The 18,165-nt window shown below is 72.5% G+C and carries 17 protein-coding genes; 11 read left to right on the top strand and 6 right to left on the bottom strand.

All coding sequences use genetic code 11. From position 1 onward, the window contains the following. The first annotated feature begins 91 nt into the window (after positions 1–91). Positions 92–1,330 (top strand): uroporphyrinogen-III C-methyltransferase, encoded by a 1,239-nt coding sequence (gene cobA / locus ACVGV2_RS15725; protein WP_459163120.1) that lies wholly within the window; start codon positions 92–94, stop codon positions 1,328–1,330. An 89-nt stretch (positions 1,331–1,419) separates the two neighbouring features. On the opposite strand, the gene yaaA is transcribed toward cobA, so the two are convergent. Further along, a complete protein-coding gene (gene yaaA, locus ACVGV2_RS15720; protein WP_459163119.1) occupies positions 1,420–2,160 on the bottom strand; it encodes a peroxide stress protein YaaA in 741 nt (246 codons plus the stop codon). A gap of 55 nt (positions 2,161–2,215) precedes the next feature. Continuing rightward, positions 2,216–3,523 (bottom strand): cytochrome P450, encoded by a 1,308-nt coding sequence (locus ACVGV2_RS15715; protein WP_459163118.1) that lies wholly within the window; start codon positions 3,521–3,523, stop codon positions 2,216–2,218. Between the two features lie 142 nt (positions 3,524–3,665). Between ACVGV2_RS15715 and ACVGV2_RS15710 the strand changes: the two genes are divergently transcribed. Further along, entirely contained in the window at positions 3,666–5,408 is a 1,743-nt protein-coding gene (locus tag ACVGV2_RS15710; RefSeq protein ID WP_459163117.1) for a proline--tRNA ligase, read from the top strand. A gap of 409 nt (positions 5,409–5,817) precedes the next feature. Here ACVGV2_RS15710 and ACVGV2_RS15705 read toward each other — a convergent pair whose 3' ends face one another. Then, on the bottom strand, positions 5,818–6,513 hold the full coding sequence (locus tag ACVGV2_RS15705) for an HAD family hydrolase (RefSeq protein ID WP_459163116.1): 696 nt from the start codon (positions 6,511–6,513) through the stop codon (positions 5,818–5,820). Positions 6,514–6,583: 70 nt separating this feature from the next. Then, the gene (locus ACVGV2_RS15700; RefSeq protein ID WP_459163115.1) at positions 6,584–6,994 is read right to left on the bottom strand and encodes a secondary thiamine-phosphate synthase enzyme YjbQ; all 411 of its coding nucleotides are present in this window, start codon (positions 6,992–6,994) and stop codon (positions 6,584–6,586) included. Positions 6,995–7,123: 129 nt separating this feature from the next. On the opposite strand from ACVGV2_RS15700, the gene ACVGV2_RS15695 reads away from it, so the two are divergent. Both ACVGV2_RS15695 and ACVGV2_RS15690 read left to right on the top strand, forming a co-directional pair. After that, positions 7,124–8,149 carry an aminotransferase class V-fold PLP-dependent enzyme gene (locus tag ACVGV2_RS15695; RefSeq protein WP_459163114.1) on the top strand — a complete coding sequence of 342 codons (1,026 nt, stop codon included), beginning with the start codon at positions 7,124–7,126 and terminating at the stop codon, positions 8,147–8,149. Positions 8,150–8,922: 773 nt separating this feature from the next. Then, positions 8,923–9,501, top strand: a complete 579-nt coding sequence (locus tag ACVGV2_RS15690) for a hypothetical protein (protein ID WP_459163113.1) — start codon at positions 8,923–8,925, stop codon at positions 9,499–9,501. A gap of 65 nt (positions 9,502–9,566) precedes the next feature. Here the strand turns inward: ACVGV2_RS15690 and ACVGV2_RS15685 are convergent, their stop codons facing one another. Both ACVGV2_RS15685 and ACVGV2_RS15680 read right to left on the bottom strand, forming a co-directional pair. Then, complete coding sequence (locus ACVGV2_RS15685) at positions 9,567–10,013, bottom strand: ferritin-like domain-containing protein (RefSeq protein ID WP_459163112.1); 447 nt, start codon at positions 10,011–10,013, stop codon at positions 9,567–9,569. Further along, positions 10,010–10,510 carry a hypothetical protein gene (locus ACVGV2_RS15680; RefSeq protein WP_459163111.1) on the bottom strand — a complete coding sequence of 167 codons (501 nt, stop codon included), beginning with the start codon at positions 10,508–10,510 and terminating at the stop codon, positions 10,010–10,012. Before ACVGV2_RS15680 ends, ACVGV2_RS15685 begins: the two co-directional genes overlap by 4 nt. A gap of 301 nt (positions 10,511–10,811) precedes the next feature. On the opposite strand from ACVGV2_RS15680, the gene rimP reads away from it, so the two are divergent. The 7 genes from rimP to ACVGV2_RS15645 all read left to right on the top strand — a co-directional run bounded on the left by rimP (position 10,812) and on the right by ACVGV2_RS15645 (position 17,996). Continuing rightward, complete coding sequence (rimP, locus tag ACVGV2_RS15675; protein ID WP_459163110.1) at positions 10,812–11,369, top strand: ribosome maturation factor RimP; 558 nt, start codon at positions 10,812–10,814, stop codon at positions 11,367–11,369. Then, positions 11,366–12,445 (top strand): transcription termination factor NusA, encoded by a 1,080-nt coding sequence (gene nusA, locus ACVGV2_RS15670; protein ID WP_459163109.1) that lies wholly within the window; start codon positions 11,366–11,368, stop codon positions 12,443–12,445. Before rimP ends, nusA begins: the two co-directional genes overlap by 4 nt. A 44-nt stretch (positions 12,446–12,489) precedes the next feature. Beyond that, the gene (locus tag ACVGV2_RS15665) at positions 12,490–12,864 is read left to right on the top strand and encodes a YlxR family protein (RefSeq protein ID WP_459163108.1); all 375 of its coding nucleotides are present in this window, start codon (positions 12,490–12,492) and stop codon (positions 12,862–12,864) included. Between the two features lie 91 nt (positions 12,865–12,955). After that, on the top strand, positions 12,956–15,961 hold the full coding sequence (gene infB, locus ACVGV2_RS15660; RefSeq protein ID WP_459163107.1) for a translation initiation factor IF-2: 3,006 nt from the start codon (positions 12,956–12,958) through the stop codon (positions 15,959–15,961). A gap of 70 nt (positions 15,962–16,031) precedes the next feature. After that, a complete protein-coding gene (locus ACVGV2_RS15655) occupies positions 16,032–16,325 on the top strand; it encodes a DUF503 domain-containing protein (RefSeq protein WP_459163106.1) in 294 nt (97 codons plus the stop codon). A gap of 43 nt (positions 16,326–16,368) precedes the next feature. Next, entirely contained in the window at positions 16,369–16,866 is a 498-nt protein-coding gene (rbfA, locus tag ACVGV2_RS15650; RefSeq protein WP_459163105.1) for a 30S ribosome-binding factor RbfA, read from the top strand. A 128-nt stretch (positions 16,867–16,994) separates the two neighbouring features. Further along, on the top strand, positions 16,995–17,996 hold the full coding sequence (locus ACVGV2_RS15645) for a DHH family phosphoesterase (protein WP_459166017.1): 1,002 nt from the start codon (positions 16,995–16,997) through the stop codon (positions 17,994–17,996). Positions 17,997–18,165: the final 169 nt, after the last annotated feature.

Here is an 18,165-nt window from a genome sequence, read left to right as displayed (position 1 = left end):
GCTGCCCGGGTTCGAGGGCGAGCCGGGCCAGCCGGCAGACACCGCACCACCCGGACGACCCGACCGGACGACGAACCGCCCGGACAGGGGCATGGCCACGGACACGGACATGGGCACGCGCACTGACACACCGACCGAGCACCACTACCTCGCGGGGCTGGACCTGCGCGGGCGACGCGTCGTCGTGATCGGCGCGGGCACCGTGGCGCAGCGGCGCCTGCCGCGGCTCATCGGCGCCGGCGCCGAGATCGAGGTGATCGCACCGGAAGCCACCCCAGCCGTGGAGTCCATGGCCGATCGGGGAGAGGTGCGCTGGACGCGCCGCCTCTTCGCCGAGGGCGACCTCGCCGAGGCGTGGTACGTCGTGGCGGCCGCTTCCGACGACGGTGTCAACGCCGCCGTCGGCGCCGAAGCCGAGCGCAACCGGGTGTTCTGCGTGCGCGCCGATGATGCCGCGGCGGGCAATGCCGTCACGCCCGCCGTCGGCGAGCACGACGGACTGCTGCTCGGCGTGCTCGCCGGCGGCGAGCCCCGGCGGTCGGTGGCGGTGCGCGACGGTCTCGTGGAAGCGATGCAGTCCGGGGTGGTCGACGAGCACGCGGAACCACCGTCCCCCGGTGTCGCACTCGTCGGCGGCGGGCCGGGCGCGCCCGACCTCATCACGGTGCGCGGGCGGCGACTGCTGGCCAAGGCCGACATGGTGCTCACCGACCACCTCGCCCCGCGCGAGCTGCTCGACGAGCTCGGTTCGCACGTGGAAGTGATGGACGCCTCCAAGATCCCGTACGGACGGGCGGCGAACCAGGAGGTCATCAACCGCACGCTCATCGACAGCTCCCGCGCCGGGAAGTTCGTGGTGCGCCTCAAGGGCGGTGACCCCTACGTGTTCGGTCGCGGTTTCGAGGAGCTGCTGGCCTGCACCGAGGCGGGCGTGCCGGTGACGGTGGTCCCCGGCATCACCAGCGCGTTCTCCGCTCCCGCTGTCTCGGACGTGCCGGTGACGCACCGCGGCGTGGCGCACGAGGTGGTCGTCGTCTCCGGCCATGCGCCGCCGGACGACGAGAAGTCGCTCGTGGACTGGCCCGCGCTGGCGCGACTGCGCGGAACGCTCGTGCTGATGATGGCGGTGCGTCGGCTCGACGCGTTCGCCGGCGTGCTGCTGCGCCACGGCCGTCCGGCCGACACCCCGGTGGCGGTCATCCAGGAAGGCACCATGCCGGGGCACCGGACGGTGCGCAGCACGCTCGGCGAGGTGGCCGAGGACGCCGAGCAGGCGGACGTGGCGCCGCCGGCGATCGTCGTCATCGGTCCGGTGGCCGGTCTCAAGTGAGAACCGGCCGCAAGCGCGAGCTCCGTCCGAAGTGGTGGGAGCCTGCGGGGTGACGAGCCGACGTCGAGCGGGCCAGGCCGGAGTTCCCGTCACCGCACGATGATCGCGAAGCCCTGCTCGCCTTCGCGCTCCACCTCGAACCCGTCGGAGCGCGCGACGTCCAGCAGGTCGTCCACTGTGGTGGGATCAGTTCCGGTCGTGGCGAGGCTGCGCGCCAGGCGGCCCTTGTAGGACTTGTTGTGGTGGCTGACCACCTTGCGCTCGCCGCTGGAGCCCTGCGAGAGCACGCGCGCGCCCACCGCGGCGGGAACGCGCGCCAGCCCGGCGTAGGCGCCCGAGCGCAGGTCGACGACGAGCTCGTCCATCCCGTCCAGCACCGGTTCCAGCACGGGCCGCCACACCCGGCGCAACGCTCCCGTCCCGGGCAGTTTCGCATCGGCCGACATCCGGTACGGCGGGATCTCGTCGGTGCCGCGCACCAAGCCGAACAGCGCCGAGGCCACGGCCAAGCGCCGATCGGCCCGGCCGCGTTCGGCCTCCTGCAGCGAGCGCACGTCGAGCGCGTCGTAGAGCACGCCGGTGTAGCGCTCCAGCGCGGGCGTCGTCGGGGCCTTCCACAGCTCCGCGTTCAACCGCACCTGGTCCACCTGGCGCTCGGAGATGCCGAGCGCGGACAGGCTCGCCGGAACGTCCTCGGCCAATGTGGACAGTTCGGTGGCCAGCGCGCGGCGCGTGTCGTTCAGTTCCGGAAACGAGAGGGCTTCCAACTCCAGGGCAGCGCCCTCGCCGCCGGTCGTCTTCGTCTCCGAGGGAGGCAGCACGATGAGCACGGCACCAGGGTAGGCGCCCGCGCGCACCGGCCGGTCCGGCGGGCGTGCCCGGCCGTCACGTCCGCACGGCGGTGGTGGACCGGCTGGCACCCCCGACGCGTACCGGCAGCGCGGACAGGCCGTGGATGATCGAGCTCGCGCGGTGGCGCACCGGTCCCGCCCGCCGCAGGTCCGGCAGCCGCGTCGCCAGGGTCCGCAACGCGATCTCGCCCTCCAACCGGGCCAGCGGAGCTCCCAGGCAGTAGTGCCGGCCACCGGCGAAGGCCAGGTGTTCCCCGCGGTCGCGGCGGGCGATGTCGAAGCGCTCCGCCTCGGCGTGCTGCCGCGGGTCGCGGCCGGCAGAACCGAGCAGCACGAGCACCATGGCGTTCGTCGGCAGCGCACATCCGCCCAGTTCGACCGGCTCGTGCGCCATCCGAACCGTCGCCTGCACCGGAGCGTCCCAGCGCAGCGTCTCCTCCACCGCGGCGGGCGCGCACTGCGGCTCCGCGCACAGCCGCTCCCACTGCTCCGGGTGCTCCAGCAGCGCGGCCGTGCCGTTGCCGATCAGGTTCACCGTGGTCTCGAAACCCGCCACGAGCAGCAGGTTGCACAGCCCCACCAGTTCCGCACCGGTGAGCCGCTGCTCGTCGGTGGCGCGCACCAGGTCGCCGAGCACGTCCTCGGTGGGCTCGGCGCGGCGCTGCGCGATCAACGCGTCGAACAGCTGCGCCAGCGCGGCGGTCGACTCCCGCAACCGTCGCAACTGGCGCACCGACCGCACACCGTCCAGCGCACCGCCGAGCACGCGTCCGTGCCGGGCCAGCCGCTCGGCGTCCAACGGCGGCAGCCCCAGCAGCTCCTGGATCATCGCGATGGGCAGCGGTGCGGCGAAATCCCGGATCAGGTCGAACTCGCCCCGCCGACGGGCCGCATCCACCAGGTCCTCGGCAACGCGGGTGATGCGTTCCCGGTAGTTCTCGAGCCGGCGCGGCCGGAAGGCGGGCGCGGCCAGCCGGCGCAGCCGCGTGTGGTCGGGCGGGTCGAGTTCCAGCAGCGACAGGTCCTGGCCCAGCTCCTCGGCGAACGGCTGGGACGGGGCCCCCTCCGCGGTGCGCACGCCGAAACGGCCGTCGCGCAGCACCGCGTCGCACATCCCGTGCGTGGACGCCACCCACATGCCCAGGCGGCTGCGCACCAACGGCCCGCGCCGCCGCAGCGTGCGGTACACCGGGTACGGGTCGTCCCGCCACGGCCGGTGCAGCAGGCGCGCCACCGGTTCGCCGAGCCGGGCCTGCGCCCACCCGGCCGCGCCGTAGGCCACCAGCTGCGCGCGCAGGCCGAGCTCGCGGGCGGTGCTGCGAACGCTTTCGTCGACGGGCATGCGGCACCTCCGTGGGTCTCCTCCCCGGAGTACCGCTCCGCGCGGCCCGCGACAAGCCGCCATCGGGGGCTTTGCGCGCGTCCGGGAGCAGGGCCGCTACGCTGCACGTGTCGAAACCGGCCCCGTCGAGGAGCGAGCAGCCGTGATCACGAGGATGTCGACGTTGTTCCTGCGCACCCTGCGCGAGGATCCGGCCGACGCCGAGGTGCCGAGCCACAAGCTGCTCGTGCGCGGCGGCTACGTCCGACGGGTGGCGCCGGGCATCTACTCGTGGCTGCCGCTGGGCCTGCGGGTGCTGCGCAACGTCGAGCAGATCGTGCGCGAGGAGATGGACGCCATCGGCGGCCAGGAGATCCACTTCCCCGCGCTGCTGCCGAAGGAGCCCTACGAGGCCAGCAACCGCTGGACCGAGTACGGCCCCGCGCTGTTCCGGCTCAAGGACCGCAAGGGCGGTGACTACCTGCTCGGCCCGACGCACGAGGAGCTCTTCGCGCTCACCGTCAAGGGCGAGTACAGCTCCTACAAGGACTACCCGGCGGTGCTGTACCAGGTGCAGACGAAGTACCGCGACGAGGAGCGGCCGCGGGCCGGCATCCTGCGCGGGCGCGAGTTCGTCATGAAGGACTCGTACTCGTTCGACCTCGACGACGAGGGCCTCGCCGAGTCGTACCAGCTGCACCGCGACGCCTACATCCGCATCTTCGACCGGGTGGGCCTGCACTACGTGATCGTCAAGGCCATGTCCGGAGCCATGGGCGGTTCGGCGTCGGAGGAGTTCCTCGCCGAGACCGAAACCGGCGAGGACACGTTCGTCCGCAGCAGCGAGTCGGACTACGCCGCCAACGTGGAAGCCCTCAGCACGATCGCCCCGGATCCGCTGCCCTTCGAGGGCCGGCCGGCGGCGGAGGTCCACCACACGCCGGACACGCCCACGATCGAAACGCTCGTCGACTACCTCAACGAGCACACCGACCGCGTGTTCACCGCCGCGGACGCGCTGAAGAACGTGCTCGTCAAAACGCGCCAGCCCGGTGCCGAGCAGTGGCAGCTGCTCGCCGTCGGCGTGCCCGGTGACCGCGACGTCGACATGAAGCGGCTCGAAGCCGCGCTCGAACCGGCCGAGGTCGCCCTGCTCGAAGAGGACGACTTCGCCGCCAGCCCGTTCCTGGTGAAGGGCTACATCGGCCCGAAATCCCTGCAGGACAACGGCGTTCGCTACCTCGTGGACCCGCGCGTGGTCACCGGTACCGCGTGGGCCACCGGTGCGGACAAGCTCGACCACCACGTCGTCGACCTCGTCTGCGGGCGCGACTTCACCCCGGACGGCACCGTCGAAGCCGCCGACGTCCGCGAAGGCGACCCGTCCCCGGACGGGAAGGGCGTGCTGCGTTCCGCGCGCGGCATCGAGGTCGGCCACATCTTCCAGCTGGGCCGCAAGTACGCCGACGCGGTGCAGCTCGACGCGCTCGGCCAGGACGGCAAGCAGAAGCGGATCACGATGGGTTCCTACGGCGTCGGGATCTCGCGACTCGTCGCGGCCATCGTCGAGCAGTCGCACGACGAGCAGGGGCTCGTCTGGCCGCGTGCCGTCGCCCCCGCCGACGCCCACGTGGTCATCGCGGGCAAGGACGACGGCGTGTGGTCGGCGGGTGAGCGGCTCGCCGCGGAACTCGACGAGGCGGGCGTGCGGGTGATCCTCGACGACCGGGCCGCCTCCCCGGGCGTCAAGTTCGCCGACGCCGAGCTCGTCGGCGTGCCCACGATCGTCGTCGTCGGCAAGGGCGTGGCCAACGGGGTCGTCGAAGTGCGCGACCGCCGCAGCGGGGAGCGCGCCGAGGTCTCCCTGGAGCAGGCCGCCCAGCACATCGCCGGCCTCGCCCGCTGATCCGGGCCCGGGTCTCGCGGCTCCGGAGGGTGCCCGCCCGGGGAAGCTGTTCCGACCCCGGCGACGCCGATCATGGTGACGCCGAACCTGGTGACGCTGCGCCCGAGCGGGTCCGTGCGCTGCGGTTTGTACGTTTTCGCGCGAAACGCGTAAACCCCGTTCGGTTGAGGTGCGCGAGGCAACAGCCGGAGCATGCTCCGCGATGCGGGTAGTCAGGCGGAGTCCACGTGCGCGTGGAGCGCTGCGGTGGTGGTGCATGGCCGCGACCGACCCCGCAAGCCGGAGAGGGCGGGTGGTCCGCCGGGAGAAGGGACTGGTCAGGCTGAGTTCACCGGAGAGGACGCTCCGCCGGGCAGGACAGGCTGGTCGGGCGGTCAGCTGGACAGGGCCGGTCAACTGGAGAGGGCAGTCAGCTGGACAGGGCGTGCAGGAGCGGTTCGGCCGACCTCAGGTCCTCCAGGACGATGTCGGCGCCCGCGGCCCGCAGGTCGTCCGCCCCGCTGCTGCCCGTGGCCACGCCGACCGCGCGGGCCCCGCAGGCCAGCGCGCCGGCGACGTCGCGCGGTGTGTCGCCGGCGACGAAGACCTCCTCGTAATCCGCCCCGTGCTTGCGCTCGGCCTTGGCCACCGCCCCGGCGACGAGCTCCTGCCGGTGTTCGGTCTCGCTGCCGAAACCGCCGATGTCGAGATCCACGTGGCGGTCGAGGTCGAACGCGCCGAGCTTCTTCCCGGCCACCACGGGCAGGTTGCCGGTCACGACGCTCTGCGTGAACCCGTCGGCGGCGAGCCGGGCCAGCAGTGCGGCCGCCCCGGGCAGGGCGCTCCCGCCGCGGCCGAGCTCCACCTCCGTGTCCAGCACGGCCCGCGTCAGCGCGGTGAACATCGCCTCGATCGTCTCCGCGGTGACCGCGACGTCGTGCCGCCGGAGCACGTCCGCAGTGATGGCGCGTTCGGTGCGACCGGCGGTCTCGGGCATGTGCGCCAGTCGCAGTCCGGCCACTTCGGACAGCGCGCGCGTGTACCAGCGGGTACCGAAGCCCTGGAAGTCGACCAGCGTCAGATCCACGTCCCACAGCAGGAGTCGTCGCTTGCTCACACGAACCATACTGCCAAAACGCGGTGCCCGCGGAAACCGCCTACCAAGGACTCGCTGCGCGTCCGGTGTGGACACCGGCTCAGCCGGCCAGGAAGCTCAGCCGCACGTTCCGCGCGGCGTTGTCCACATTGGTGTCGACGAGGCACACGGACTGCCACGTGCCCAGCGCCATGCGGCCGCCCACCACGGGCACCGAGGCGTACGGCGGCACGAACGCGGGCAGCACGTGGTCCCGTCCGTGCCCGGGTGATCCGTGGCGGTGCTGCCAGCGCCCGTCCTTCGGCAGCACGTCCTGCAGCGCGCGCAGCAGGTCCTCCTCGCTGCCCGCGCCGGTTTCGATGACCGCGAGCCCCGCCGTCGCGTGCGGCACCCACACGTGCAGCAGCCCGTCCTGCGCCGGTGCCGACCGCAGGAACTCCTGGCACTCGTGGTTCAGGTCGCGGACGGCTTCCTGGCCGCCGGTCCGGATCTCGATGACATCGGTGTGCATGCCCCTCACCGTAGGCGTTCGAGCGCACGGCGTCCGGTCCCGGCGCTCCGCCCGGACAATCGCCGTGCACGACCAGGTCCCGGGACGAGGCATGGCGAGGAGCACCTCGGTTCCGGCACGATCGTCGCCATGCGCGAAGCGTTCGGGGCGATGTTCGACGTCCCCGCGGGATACGTGAACACGGCCAGCATCGGCATCCCACCCGTGAAGACCGTGCGAGCGGTGAGCGAGGCGGTCGCCCGCTGGGGCAGCGGGCGGGACGACGCCGGGGACTTCGACAACGCCGTCGCCACCGCGCGAGCGGCCTTCGCCGCGCTCGTCGGCGCCCGCCCGGAGCACGTGGCGATCGGCGCCACCGTCTCGCAGCTGGTGGGACTGGTCGCCGCGAGTCTGCCGGACGGCAGCCGCGTGCTGCTGGCCGAAGGCGATTTCACCAGCGTCGGCTTCCCGTTCGCCGCGCAGCGCGAACGCGACGTGCGCGTCGACGAAGTCCCGCTCGAACACCTCGCCGGGCACGCCGCCGACTACGACCTGGTGGCGGTCAGCGCGGTGCAGTCCAGCGACGGGCGCCGGGCGGACCTGGAGGGGCTGCGAGCCGCGCGCCGCTCCGGCACCCGCGTGCTGCTCGACGTGACCCAGGCGGCCGGGTGGATGCCGCTCGAACTGGACTGGGCCGACTGGGTCGTCGGTGCCGGCTACAAGTGGCTGCTCGCACCTCGCGGGGCCGCGTGGCTGGCCGTGCACCCGGAGGCGCCGGCGCTGCTGCCGCACAGCGCCAACTGGTACGCGGCGGACAGTCCCTGGGAGGCGGCCTACGGGCTGCCGCTGCGGCTGGCCGCGGGAGCGCGCGGGTTGGACCTCTCCCCGGTGTGGTTGGCGCACGTCGGGGCGAGCGCGGCGATGAGCTGGCTCGCCGAGCAGGACCTCGCCGCGATCGCGGAGCACTGCATCGGGCTGGCGAATCGGTTGCGCACCGCGTTGGACATGCCGCCCGGTGATGCGGCGATCGTGAGCGTGCCCCGGTCGGATGCCGGGCAGCGGCTGGAGGGGGCCGGAGTGCGGGCCGCGGTGCGGCGGGGTGGAGCGCGGTTGGCGTTCCACCTGTACAACACCGAGGAGGACGTGGACCTGGCCGCTCGTGCGCTGCGTCGGTGACCCAGCAGCGGGCCAGTGGCCGGTGGTCCAGTGCTGCGGCGGTCGGTGACGCGCGGTGACTGTGCCGCACCGCCCGCGCGGTTGTGCTGACACCGTGCTCGGGCGGTTGCCCGCCCCGGCTACTGTTGTTTGCCGTGTCGGAAACACCACGTGGAGCGGACGAGGCCTCCCCAGCGGATCCGGACCCGGGCGCGCAGCGGCACACGACCCCGTTGCGCCGGGACAATTCCCGGATCACCGCGGATCCGGAGGGTGGCACCGGCTCGACGGCGGTGCCGGCCGAGGAGAGCGAGGACTCCGAGTCCGCAACGGAGGTCTCCGCACCGCCGACCGGTTCGGGCTCGGCTGCGGCGCCGCAGCCCGCGGCAGCGGCGAACCGGGCCACTGCAGCGGACGAGGCGGAACCGCACACCGACCGCTTCCCCGCGGTGGCCCCGGCGCCTTCGCACGAGCAGCGAGCCGGCGCCCCCCACCCCGGAGCGCACCAGCCGGCGGCCGCTGCGGCTGCGCCGAGCGCACAGGGGCCACCGCCCGCCGCGCAGCCGGCACCTGCCCCACCACCGATACCTGGAGCCCCGCCGGCGCAGGCCTCACCACCGGCGCAGCCAGCTCCGGCGCAGCCAGCTCCGCCGGGCGGCACGGCGGTCGCCCAGCCCGTGCCTGCGATCCGCGGCAATCCACACCCCGGGCCGCCCGCGGCCGCGCAGGACCACGGCGCGGCACAGCGGGCACCGGCGCGTCCAGGCCGCCGTTCGCCGGCGTGGACGTGGGCGGTGCGTGGCCTGGTGCTGCTCGGTGTGGCGCTGCTGTCCGGCGTCGCCTGGTGGGCGTTCGGTCCGGGCGGTTCCTCGGGGCAGGAGCAGGCGCAGGACGGGACGCCGCCGTCCGCGGAGCGGACGAAGTACCGCTTCGACATGCTGCAGAAGGAGGGCTGGTTGCCCGGCTGCGCCCAGGTGTCGACGCACCGCATCGCCGAGTTCTTCGGGCAGCACGAATGCGTGCACCGCACGCGAGCGCTGTACACCACGACGCTGGCCAACGGTGACCGGGTCGTGACGAGCGTGGTCACGGTGCTCATGGCGGACGAGCAGCAGGCCGCTCGGCTGGACCGACTGCTCACCCGGGACGGGACCGGCAACATCAGGGACCTGGTCGACGAGGGCATGGAAACCAACGGGGACCTGCCCGATCTCAGCGACAAGGCCTACGGTTCGCAGCAGCAGGGCGAGCTCGTGGTGATCGGCGATTCCGCCTACCTCGGCAAGGACACGCCGAAGGACGATCCGCGCCTGCTGGACGTGACCGGCGAAGCACTGCAGCTCGGCTGGCCCCAGGACCGCGACCAGGGCTGACCGGGACGGCTCCGCGGGTCGGCTGCCCAGGAGGTTCTGCTACCGGCCTCGCCGCGCGAACTCCCTCAAGGCTGGCCGGGGAATTCGGGTGCTGCCGGCGACCGGCCGAGCGCCAGTCGCCAGCGGGTGCTGCGGGTGGCCGCGGTGGTGAGCCCGTCCAGGGCGGTGCGGCGCAGCTCGGGCGAGTGCGAGTTCTCCAGGACCGAGCGCCATCCGACCTGGCAGTCGCGTTCGGCGAGCAGGGCCGCGCGGATCGCCGAGGTCTGGTCTGCGACGTCCTCCCCCGCGTCGTAGGCCAGCGCCGGGGGAGGGGCGTTCCCACCGGCCTCGCGCAGGGTGCGGTCGGCGACGTCGCGCATCCGCTCGTGCTCGTCGAAGGCCTCGTCCACGGCCTCCGAGGCGGACCGCTCGGTGACGTGGGCGCGGGCCAGGCCGTACAGCCACACCGCGGCGTGTTCGGCCTTCAGCGTGCTGCGCAGGGCTTGCGCGGCCGGATCGGACAGGCGAGTCATGGCAACACCTCCAGCAGGCACGCGCAGCCGGCCGAGACGGACCCGGCCAGCCCGGCGCGGTTCGGCGGCGCTCCCGGAACGAAGGCGGCCGCTTGGTCGCGGGCCCGTTCCAGCGCCCGGCGCAGTCGCTCCTGCCCGGCCGCGGGATCGGCGGGCACCTCGGGGGCGGGCACGTCCGGCAGCGTTGGCGGTGCGTCGGCCTCGGGCGGGTGCACCCGCTCGATCTCGCGCCGCAGGGCTCGGGCGTGCGCGCTGCGCGCGTCGGCGACTTCCGACGCGGCCCCGGCGAGGTCGGGGTGCCGTTCGCCGAGGGCGCGGGCGAGCGCGGCGTCGGATTTCGCGGCTTCGGCGGCGGGAAGCAGCGGATCCGGCCCCTCCTCGCCGGAGCAGCCGGTCGCCGCGGCGGAGGCGCCGACCACGACCGCGGGCAGGGCGGTGACGGCGCGCAGGAGGCCCCGCCGGTCGAACCGGCCGGGGGAGCGCGGGGGAACGTTCACGGGGCACTATCGTGCCAGCGCCGCTCGGCGATGATCGGTCGAGGGGAACCGCAACGGCGATTCGTCGACACCGGACGCCCGCACGTCGACGGGCGGGTCCCGCGGCGCGCCACGCTGCCGGGCGACGCGCTACGCTGGACGGCCGCGGCCGGCACGTGCAGCACTGGTCGTGAGTTCCGCTCGTGAGTTCCGCGTTCCGCCGGCGTGGCGCCGAACGGACGGGGACGTCAGCGCCGCGAACGCACCCGCAGCCCCGGGGGTCTCGCCGAGGCCCCGATGACGAAATCGAGGAGTGCCCGACGTGTCCAGTCCGCCGAGTGGTGCGGTCACTGCGCAACTGGAGCCCGTGGTCGCCGAAGCGGTGGCGGCGCTGGGCTTCGACCTGGAGGAGCTCGACGTCCAGTCCGCGGGCCGCCGCCGGTTGGTCAAGGTCGTCGTCGACGCCGACGGCGGGGTGGGGACCGATGCGATCTCCGAGGTTTCCCGCGCGGTGTCGAAGGTGTTGGACGGGTACGAGCACGTGCTCACCGGGTCGTACACCCTCGAGGTGACCTCTCCGGGGGTGAGCCGGCCGCTCACTCGCGCGCGCCACTGGCGGCGCTCCCGGCACCGCCTGGTCAGTATCACTCTGACGAGTGGGGAATCGATCACAGCACGTGTCGGCAAGGCCGATGACGAGGGTGTGACCGTGCTGGCTGGTGGAAACATCCGCCGGGTGGCTTACCGTGAGGTTGAGCGCGCGGTGGTCGAGGTGGAATTCCAGCAGCCACCGGCGGGGGAACTGGCAGAACTCGAGCGGGCTGCGGGCGGCGTTTCCGAACACGGGGACGACCGGGAGGACACGGAGGAGTCGAGGTGAACGTCGACATCGCGGCGCTGCGGGCGATCGAGCGGGACAAGGACATCCCGTTCGAAACGGTCCTGCAAGCGATCGAATCGGCATTGCTGACCGCATACCGGCACACGGAAGGGCACCAGCCGCATGCCCGCGTGGAAGTGGACCGCAAGACCGGCATCGTCCGGGTGATCGCGCACAGCCTGACCCCGGACGGTTCCGTCGCCGAGGAGTGGGACGACACTCCGGAGGGATTCGGCCGGATCGCGGCCACGACCGCCCGGCAGGTCATCCTGCAGCGGTTGCGGGACGCCGAGCACGAGAAGACCTACGGCGAGTTCTCCACCAAGGAGGGCGAGATCCTCGGTGGTGTGATCCAGCGCGACGCGCGGGCGAACTCGCGCGGCATGATCGTCGTGGAGTTCGGCGAGAGCGAGGGCGTCATCCCGCCCGCGGAGCAGGTGCCGGGGGAGAACTACGAGCACGGCACGAGGATCAAGTGCTACGTGATCGGGGTCTCGCGCAGTGCCCGCGGACCGCAGATCAACCTGTCGCGCACGCATCCGAACCTGGTCCGGCGGCTGTTCGCGCTGGAGGTTCCGGAGATCTCCGACGGCACCGTGGAGATGCCCTCGGTGGCGCGGGAAGCGGGACACCGCTCGAAGATCGCGGTGCGTTCCACGCTCGACGGGGTGAACGCCAAGGGCGCGTGCATCGGTCCGATGGGGCAGCGTGTGCGCAACGTCATGAGCGAGCTGGGCCAGGAGAAGATCGACATCATCGACTTCTCCGAGGACCCGGCCACCTTCGTCGGGAATGCGCTGTCGCCTGCGAAGGTTGTATCGGTGGAGGTCGTCGACGAGCAGACGAAGACGGCGCGCGTGATCGTGCCGGACTTCCAGCTGTCGTTGGCGATCGGCAAGGAAGGTCAGAACGCACGGCTGGCCGCGCGGTTGACCGGGTGGCGCATCGACATCCGCAGCGATGCCGATCCGAGCTCGCCGACCACGACGGCCGGGCAGGTGCCGGTCGCCCCGGAGGAGGCGGCGAGCTTCGATCCGGGTGTGGGCGAGATGCCGACCGTGGGTTCGGCGGAATGAGGGTGAGGGGTTAGAATCCCCGCAGGATCGACACTAGGGAGCGCATGATCCACGCGAACAGGTCCGGCCACCGGATAGTGGGGCCGGTCCGTACCTGTGTGGGTTGCCGGTCCCGGGCGTCGGTTGATGCACTCTTGCGAGTGGTGGCGGGCAGCGGCGCGGCAGGGCCGGTCGCCGTTCCCGATCCACGACGTCGGCATTCGGGTCGAGGAGCGTGGTTGCACCCCGATCCTGACTGTTTGCAACGTGCGGAGCGCCGCAAGGCGTTCTCCCGGGCGTTGCGGGTGCGAGGTGCCGTCGACGCGTCGGCGGTGCGAGAGCACCTGAGCACCCGCCTCGGGCGGGCGACTCATCGTGTGACCGACGTGGGGAGATCCCCATGTCAGGCGACGGATAGAAAGCAGGTCGACCCGTCATGAATCAGCCGTGAAGCTGAAGCCATGAACGCGCATCGGCGATAGGACGAGGTCGTGCGGGACTGCCGCCCGGCCTCACCAGACGAGGAGAGCAGTGGCAGGCAAGGCCCGCGTACACGAGCTCGCCAAGGAGCTCGGTGTCACCAGCAAGGAAGTACTGAACAAGCTCGCGGAGCAGGGCGAGTACGTCAAGTCGGCGTCGTCGACGGTGGAATCCCCGGTGGCCCGGCGACTGCGGGATGCGTTCGGTCCCTCCGATTCCGGTGCCGGCAAGAAGGCGGCACCGGGCAAGGCGGCGCCCTCGGCGGCCGAATCCGGCCAGGAAGCCGGGGACGGCCAGGGTGCGGAGGCGAAGTCGGCCCCGCCGAAGCCGTCGGACATGGCGCCCAAGCCCGGCCCGAAGCAACCGGAGCCCGAGCAGCAGCCCGCCGCCTCGGCGGAGCAGGACCAGGCCAAGTCCGCACCGAAGCCGGGCCCCAAGCCCGGTCCCAAGCAGCGGCAAAAGCCCGCTGCCCAGGACAGCGGCGGCAAGCCCGAGCAGCAGGACAAGGAGCGCAAGCAGGCGCCCAAGCCCGGCCCGAAGCCGGGTCCGAAGTCCGGCGGGTCCCAGTCGCAGGGCGGCGACGGCGAGACCGGTGTGGTGCCGCCGAAGCCGCAGGCGCCCAAGCCGGGGCCGCGTCCGCCGCGGGTCGGCAACAACCCGTTCGGCGTCGGTAGCGGCGCACCGCAGCAGCGCGGCGGCGGCCAGGGCGGCCGCAGTGGTGGTCGCGGCGGTGGCCAGCGGCAAGGCGGCCAGGGCGGCGGCAAGCCCCAGCAGGGCGGCGGCAAGTCGAACCAGGGCGGACAGCAGCAGGAGAGCACGGCTCCCGCTGCCGGTTCCGAATCGAAGTCCGAGGGCGGTTCGCGTCCGAACCCGGGCATGATGCCCTCGCGTCCGAACCCGGGCATGATGCCGTCCCGCCCGCCGCGCGGTGGCGGTGCCGGCACCGGCGGTGGTCGCAGTGGCGGCGGTGGCCGCGGTGGCGGTCGCGGCGGTCCCGGTGGCGGCGGTGGCCGCGGTGGTCCCGGCGGCGGCCAGGGCGGCCGCGGTGGCGGTGCCCCGGCCAGCGGTCCCCCCAGCGGTGGCGGCGGCGGTTTCCGCGGCCGTCCCGGCGGCGGTGGCCGCGGTCGCGGCGGTGCCGCGGGTGCGTTCGGCAAACCGGGCGGCCCGAGCAAGCGCGGTCGCAAGTCGAAGCGCCAGAAGCGCCAGGAGTACATGGAGAACATGCAGGCGCCGTCGGTGGGCGGCGTGCGCCTGCCGCGCGGACACGGCGAGTCCGTGCGCCTGCGTCGTGGTGCTTCGCTGACCGACTTCGCCGAGAAGATCAACGCGAACCCGGCGGCCCTGGTCCAGGCCATGTTCCACCTGGGCGAGATGGCCACCGCGACCCAGTCCGTCTCCGAGGACGTGCTCGAACTGCTCGGCCAGGAGATGAACTACAAGGTCGAGATCGTCAGCCCCGAGGACGAGGACCGGGAGCTGCTCGAGTCCTTCGACGTGGACTTCGGCGATCCGGGCAGCTCCGATGCGGAGCTGGAGTACCGGCCGCCGGTGGTCACCGTCATGGGGCACGTCGACCACGGCAAGACCCGCCTGCTGGACACGATCCGCCGCAGCGACGTGCAAACGCGCGAAGCCGGCGGCATCACCCAGCACATCGGCGCCTACCAGGTGCTCAGCGAGCTCGAGGGCACCACGCGACCGATCACGTTCATCGACACCCCGGGTCACGAGGCGTTCACCGCCATGCGTGCCCGCGGTGCGAAGGCGACGGACATCGCGGTGCTCGTGGTGGCCGCCGACGACGGCGTGATGCCGCAGACGATCGAGGCGATCAACCACGCCCAGGCCGCCGAGGTGCCGATCGTGGTCGCGATCAACAAGATCGACGTGCCCGGTGCGAACCCGTCCAAGGTGCGGCAGCAGCTGACCGAGTACGGGCTGGTCGCCGAGGAGTTCGGCGGTTCCACGATGTTCGTGGAGATCTCGGCCAGGCAGGGCGAGAACATCGAGTCGCTGAGCGAGGCGATCCTGCTGACCGCGGACGCCACGCTGGACCTGCGGGCGAACCCGAACCTGCCGGCGCAGGGCGTGGCCATCGAGGCGCACCTCGATCGGGGCCGCGGCCCGATGGCGACCGTGCTGGTGCAGCGGGGCACCCTCCGCGTCGGGGACTCCATCGTCGCCGGCGGCGCTTACGGCCGCGTGCGGCGCATGACCGACGAGAAGGAGGACGACGTCCGCCAGGCGACTCCGGCACGTCCGGTCCAGGTGATCGGGTTCAGCTCCGTTCCGCGGGCCGGGGACACGTTCCTGGTCGTGGAGGAGGACCGGGTGGCGCGGCAGATCGCCGACCGCCGGGTCGCCCGGATTCGGGAGGCGCAGAACGCCGCCAACCGCAAGCGGGTGAGCCTGGAGGACCTGGACAAGGTGCTGCAGGAGACCAACCAGCTGAACCTGATCGTCAAGGGCGACAACTCCGGCACCGTCGAGGCGCTGGAGGAGTCCCTGAACAAGATCGACGTGGGCGAGGAGGTCAAGCTCCGGGTGATCCACCGCGGTGTCGGCGGCATCACCGAGAGCGACATCAACCTCGCCACGGCCGAGGACACGATCGTGCTGGGCTTCAACGTCCGAGCGGAGGGCAAGGCCGCCGAGGCCGCCAACCGCGAGGGCGTGGAGATCCGGTACTACTCGGTGATCTACCGGGCGACCGAGGACATCGAGCAGGCCCTCAAGGGCATGCTCAAGCCCGAGTACGAGGAGGCCCAGCTCGGCCACGCGGAGGTCCGGGAGACCTTCAAGTCGTCCAAGGTGGGCACGATCGCCGGCTGCATGGTGTCGGACGGCATCATGCGGCGGAACGCGAAGGCCCGAGTGCTGCGGGACAACGTGGTGGTTTCCGAGAACCTCACGGTCAACTCGCTCAAGCGGTACAAGGACGACGCGACCGAGGTGCGCGACGGGTTCGAGTGCGGTCTCACCCTGGGGTCGTTCAACGACATCAAGGTGGGCGACATCATCGAAACCTATGAGATGCGCGAGAAGCCGCGCACCTGATGCCGTGATCGGGGGTCACCGGGACTGCCGGTGACCCCCGGCTTCTGTTCGATCCTCTCCCCGGGATGCCATGTTCGTCGGAGCCCTCGAACTCGATGTCCTGTTCGGCGATGTCCGGTCGCTGAAGCAGAAGCGCTCGGCCGTGCGACCCGTGCTGGCGGAACTGCGCAGGCGTTTCGACGTCGCCGTAGCGGAGACGGGCAGCCAGCGGCTCTACCGCCGCGCCGAACTCGGCATCGCCGCGGTGGCCGCGGACGCGGGGCACGTGCGCGAGGTGCTCGAAGCGTGCGAACGGCTGGTCGCCGCTCGGCCCGAACTCGATCTGCTCACGGCGCGGCAGCGCGTGCTCGGACCCGAGGATTGACCATTCGTAGCGATTTCAGGATTTCTCGTGAAGGAGGTGCGCCGTGGCCGACAGGGCGCGCGCCCGCAGACTCGCCAAGCGCATCGCCCAGATCGTCGCCTCCGAGCTGCAACACCGGGTGAAGGACCCCCGGTTGGCGAGGGTGACGATCACTGACGCGAAGCTGACACCGGACCTGCGGGACGCGACCGTGTACTACACGGTCTTCGGTGAGGAGGCGGATCACTCCGGCGTCGTCGCCGCGCTCTCCCGGGCAACGGGTGTGCTGCGGTCTCGCGTGGGGCAACAGACCGGGGTGCGGTTCACGCCGACGCTGACGTTCGTGGCCGACGAGGTGCCGGCGCAGGCCAGGCGGTTGGACGAGCTGTTGACGCAGGCGAAGGAGGCCGACGCCGAAGTGGCGCGGTTGGCCGCGGACGCCAGCCCCGCCGGCGAGGCGGATCCGTACCGGTCCGAGAAGGAGACCGACGAGGCCGAGTCCGGGGAAGCGGCCGCTGCCGAGCAGGCGCAGGTGGACCGGGGACCCGCGCAGGAAGGTTGAGGCTCGGCCTGCGATCCGATGGGGCTGCACGAGACGGCACCCGTCCGAGAGGTGACTCCATGAGTCAGCATTCGCCTGTGAGTCAGCATTCGCCTGCGGGCCAGCATGCGCCGGCCGCGGCGGAGGACGTGGCGGAGGACGTGGAGCAGGCGGTGGTCGCGGCCGCTCGCGTGCTGCGCGGTGCGTCCGACGTCACGCTGCTCGGGCACATCAACCCGGACGCGGACGCGCTCGGCAGCGCACTCGCCCTGGCGGGTGCGCTGCAGGCCCCGGGCCGGGCGGTGCGGGTTTCGTTCGACACGATCAACGAGCCCGCGCCGGCGCTGCTGGCATTGGACACCAACGGCGTGGTGGTGCCGCCGGAGCGGGTTCCGGCCGTTCCGCCCACCCTGGTCGTCTGCGACACGGGTGCTGAACACCGGCTCGGCGGTCTCGCCGACCGAGTCCGGGCGACGCGCGAAGCCGGCGGGGACGTGGTCGTCATCGACCACCACACGGCGAATGCGGTCGACGGCACGGTCCACGTGGTCGACGACCGGGCCGAATCCACGTCGCTGCTCGCGCTGCGCACGCTGGACGCCCTGGGGTTTCCGCTCGACGAGGTGCGCGCGCGTTGCGTGTACGCCGGGCTCGTGACCGACACGCGGGGGTTCCGCAACGCTGGTGCGCAGGCGCATCGGGTGGCGGCGCGGTTGATCGAGGCCGGGGTGGATCCGGCCGCCATGACCCGGGTGCTCATGGACAGCCACCCGTACCGCTGGTTGGGCATGCTCTCCGGCGTGCTGGCCGACGCGGAGTTCGAACCGACCGCGGCGCACGGCTGGGGACTGGTGCACGCCGTGGTCCGCCGGTCCGCCGCCCGCGGGTTGCACGGTTCCGATGTGGACAGCGTCATCGACCTGCTGCGCTGCGCCGAGGAGGCAGAGGTGGCGGCGGTGCTCAAGGAGATCGGCGAGGGCCGCTGGATGGTGTCGCTGCGCGCGGACAGCGCGCTCGACGTGGCGCACGCGGCGCGCTCCTGCGGTGGGGGCGGTCACCAGCTCGCCTCCGGCTTCACCATGGACGGCTCGCGGGCCGAGGTGCTGCGGCGGCTGCGCGCGGCACTGGATCAGGCACCGCGACTGGGGTGAGTCCGCCTGCCCGCGTGAGCCGCTGGCCGTGTGCGCCCGTGCCGAGGATGCCGGGACGCGGCCACCGGAGTGAGCGCACGGGTCCGCGGCGGTTGTGCACGGATGCGCTCGGCCGGGGCGGTTCGGCAGCCGGCGATCGGCACGCCGGGGAACTGCCGACGCCCCTGCC

Source organism: Bounagaea algeriensis, from assembly GCF_054491375.1.
Note: the sequence above shows the minus strand (reverse complement) of the source record. Positions and strands in the feature narration are given on the sequence as shown.

Coding starts and splice junctions, on each gene's coding strand:
- cobA (WP_459163120.1), top strand. CDS start 92: ATGGCCACGGACACGGACATGGGCACGCGCACTGACACACCGACCGAG.
- ACVGV2_RS15715 (WP_459163118.1), bottom strand. CDS start 3,523: ATGCCCGTCGACGAAAGCGTTCGCAGCACCGCCCGCGAGCTCGGCCTG.
- ACVGV2_RS15705 (WP_459163116.1), bottom strand. CDS start 6,513: ATGGTTCGTGTGAGCAAGCGACGACTCCTGCTGTGGGACGTGGATCTG.
- ACVGV2_RS15700 (WP_459163115.1), bottom strand. CDS start 6,994: ATGCACACCGATGTCATCGAGATCCGGACCGGCGGCCAGGAAGCCGTC.
- ACVGV2_RS15695 (WP_459163114.1), top strand. CDS start 7,124: ATGCGCGAAGCGTTCGGGGCGATGTTCGACGTCCCCGCGGGATACGTG.
- ACVGV2_RS15685 (WP_459163112.1), bottom strand. CDS start 10,013: ATGACTCGCCTGTCCGATCCGGCCGCGCAAGCCCTGCGCAGCACGCTG.
- ACVGV2_RS15665 (WP_459163108.1), top strand. CDS start 12,490: ATGATCCACGCGAACAGGTCCGGCCACCGGATAGTGGGGCCGGTCCGT.
- ACVGV2_RS15655 (WP_459163106.1), top strand. CDS start 16,032: ATGTTCGTCGGAGCCCTCGAACTCGATGTCCTGTTCGGCGATGTCCGG.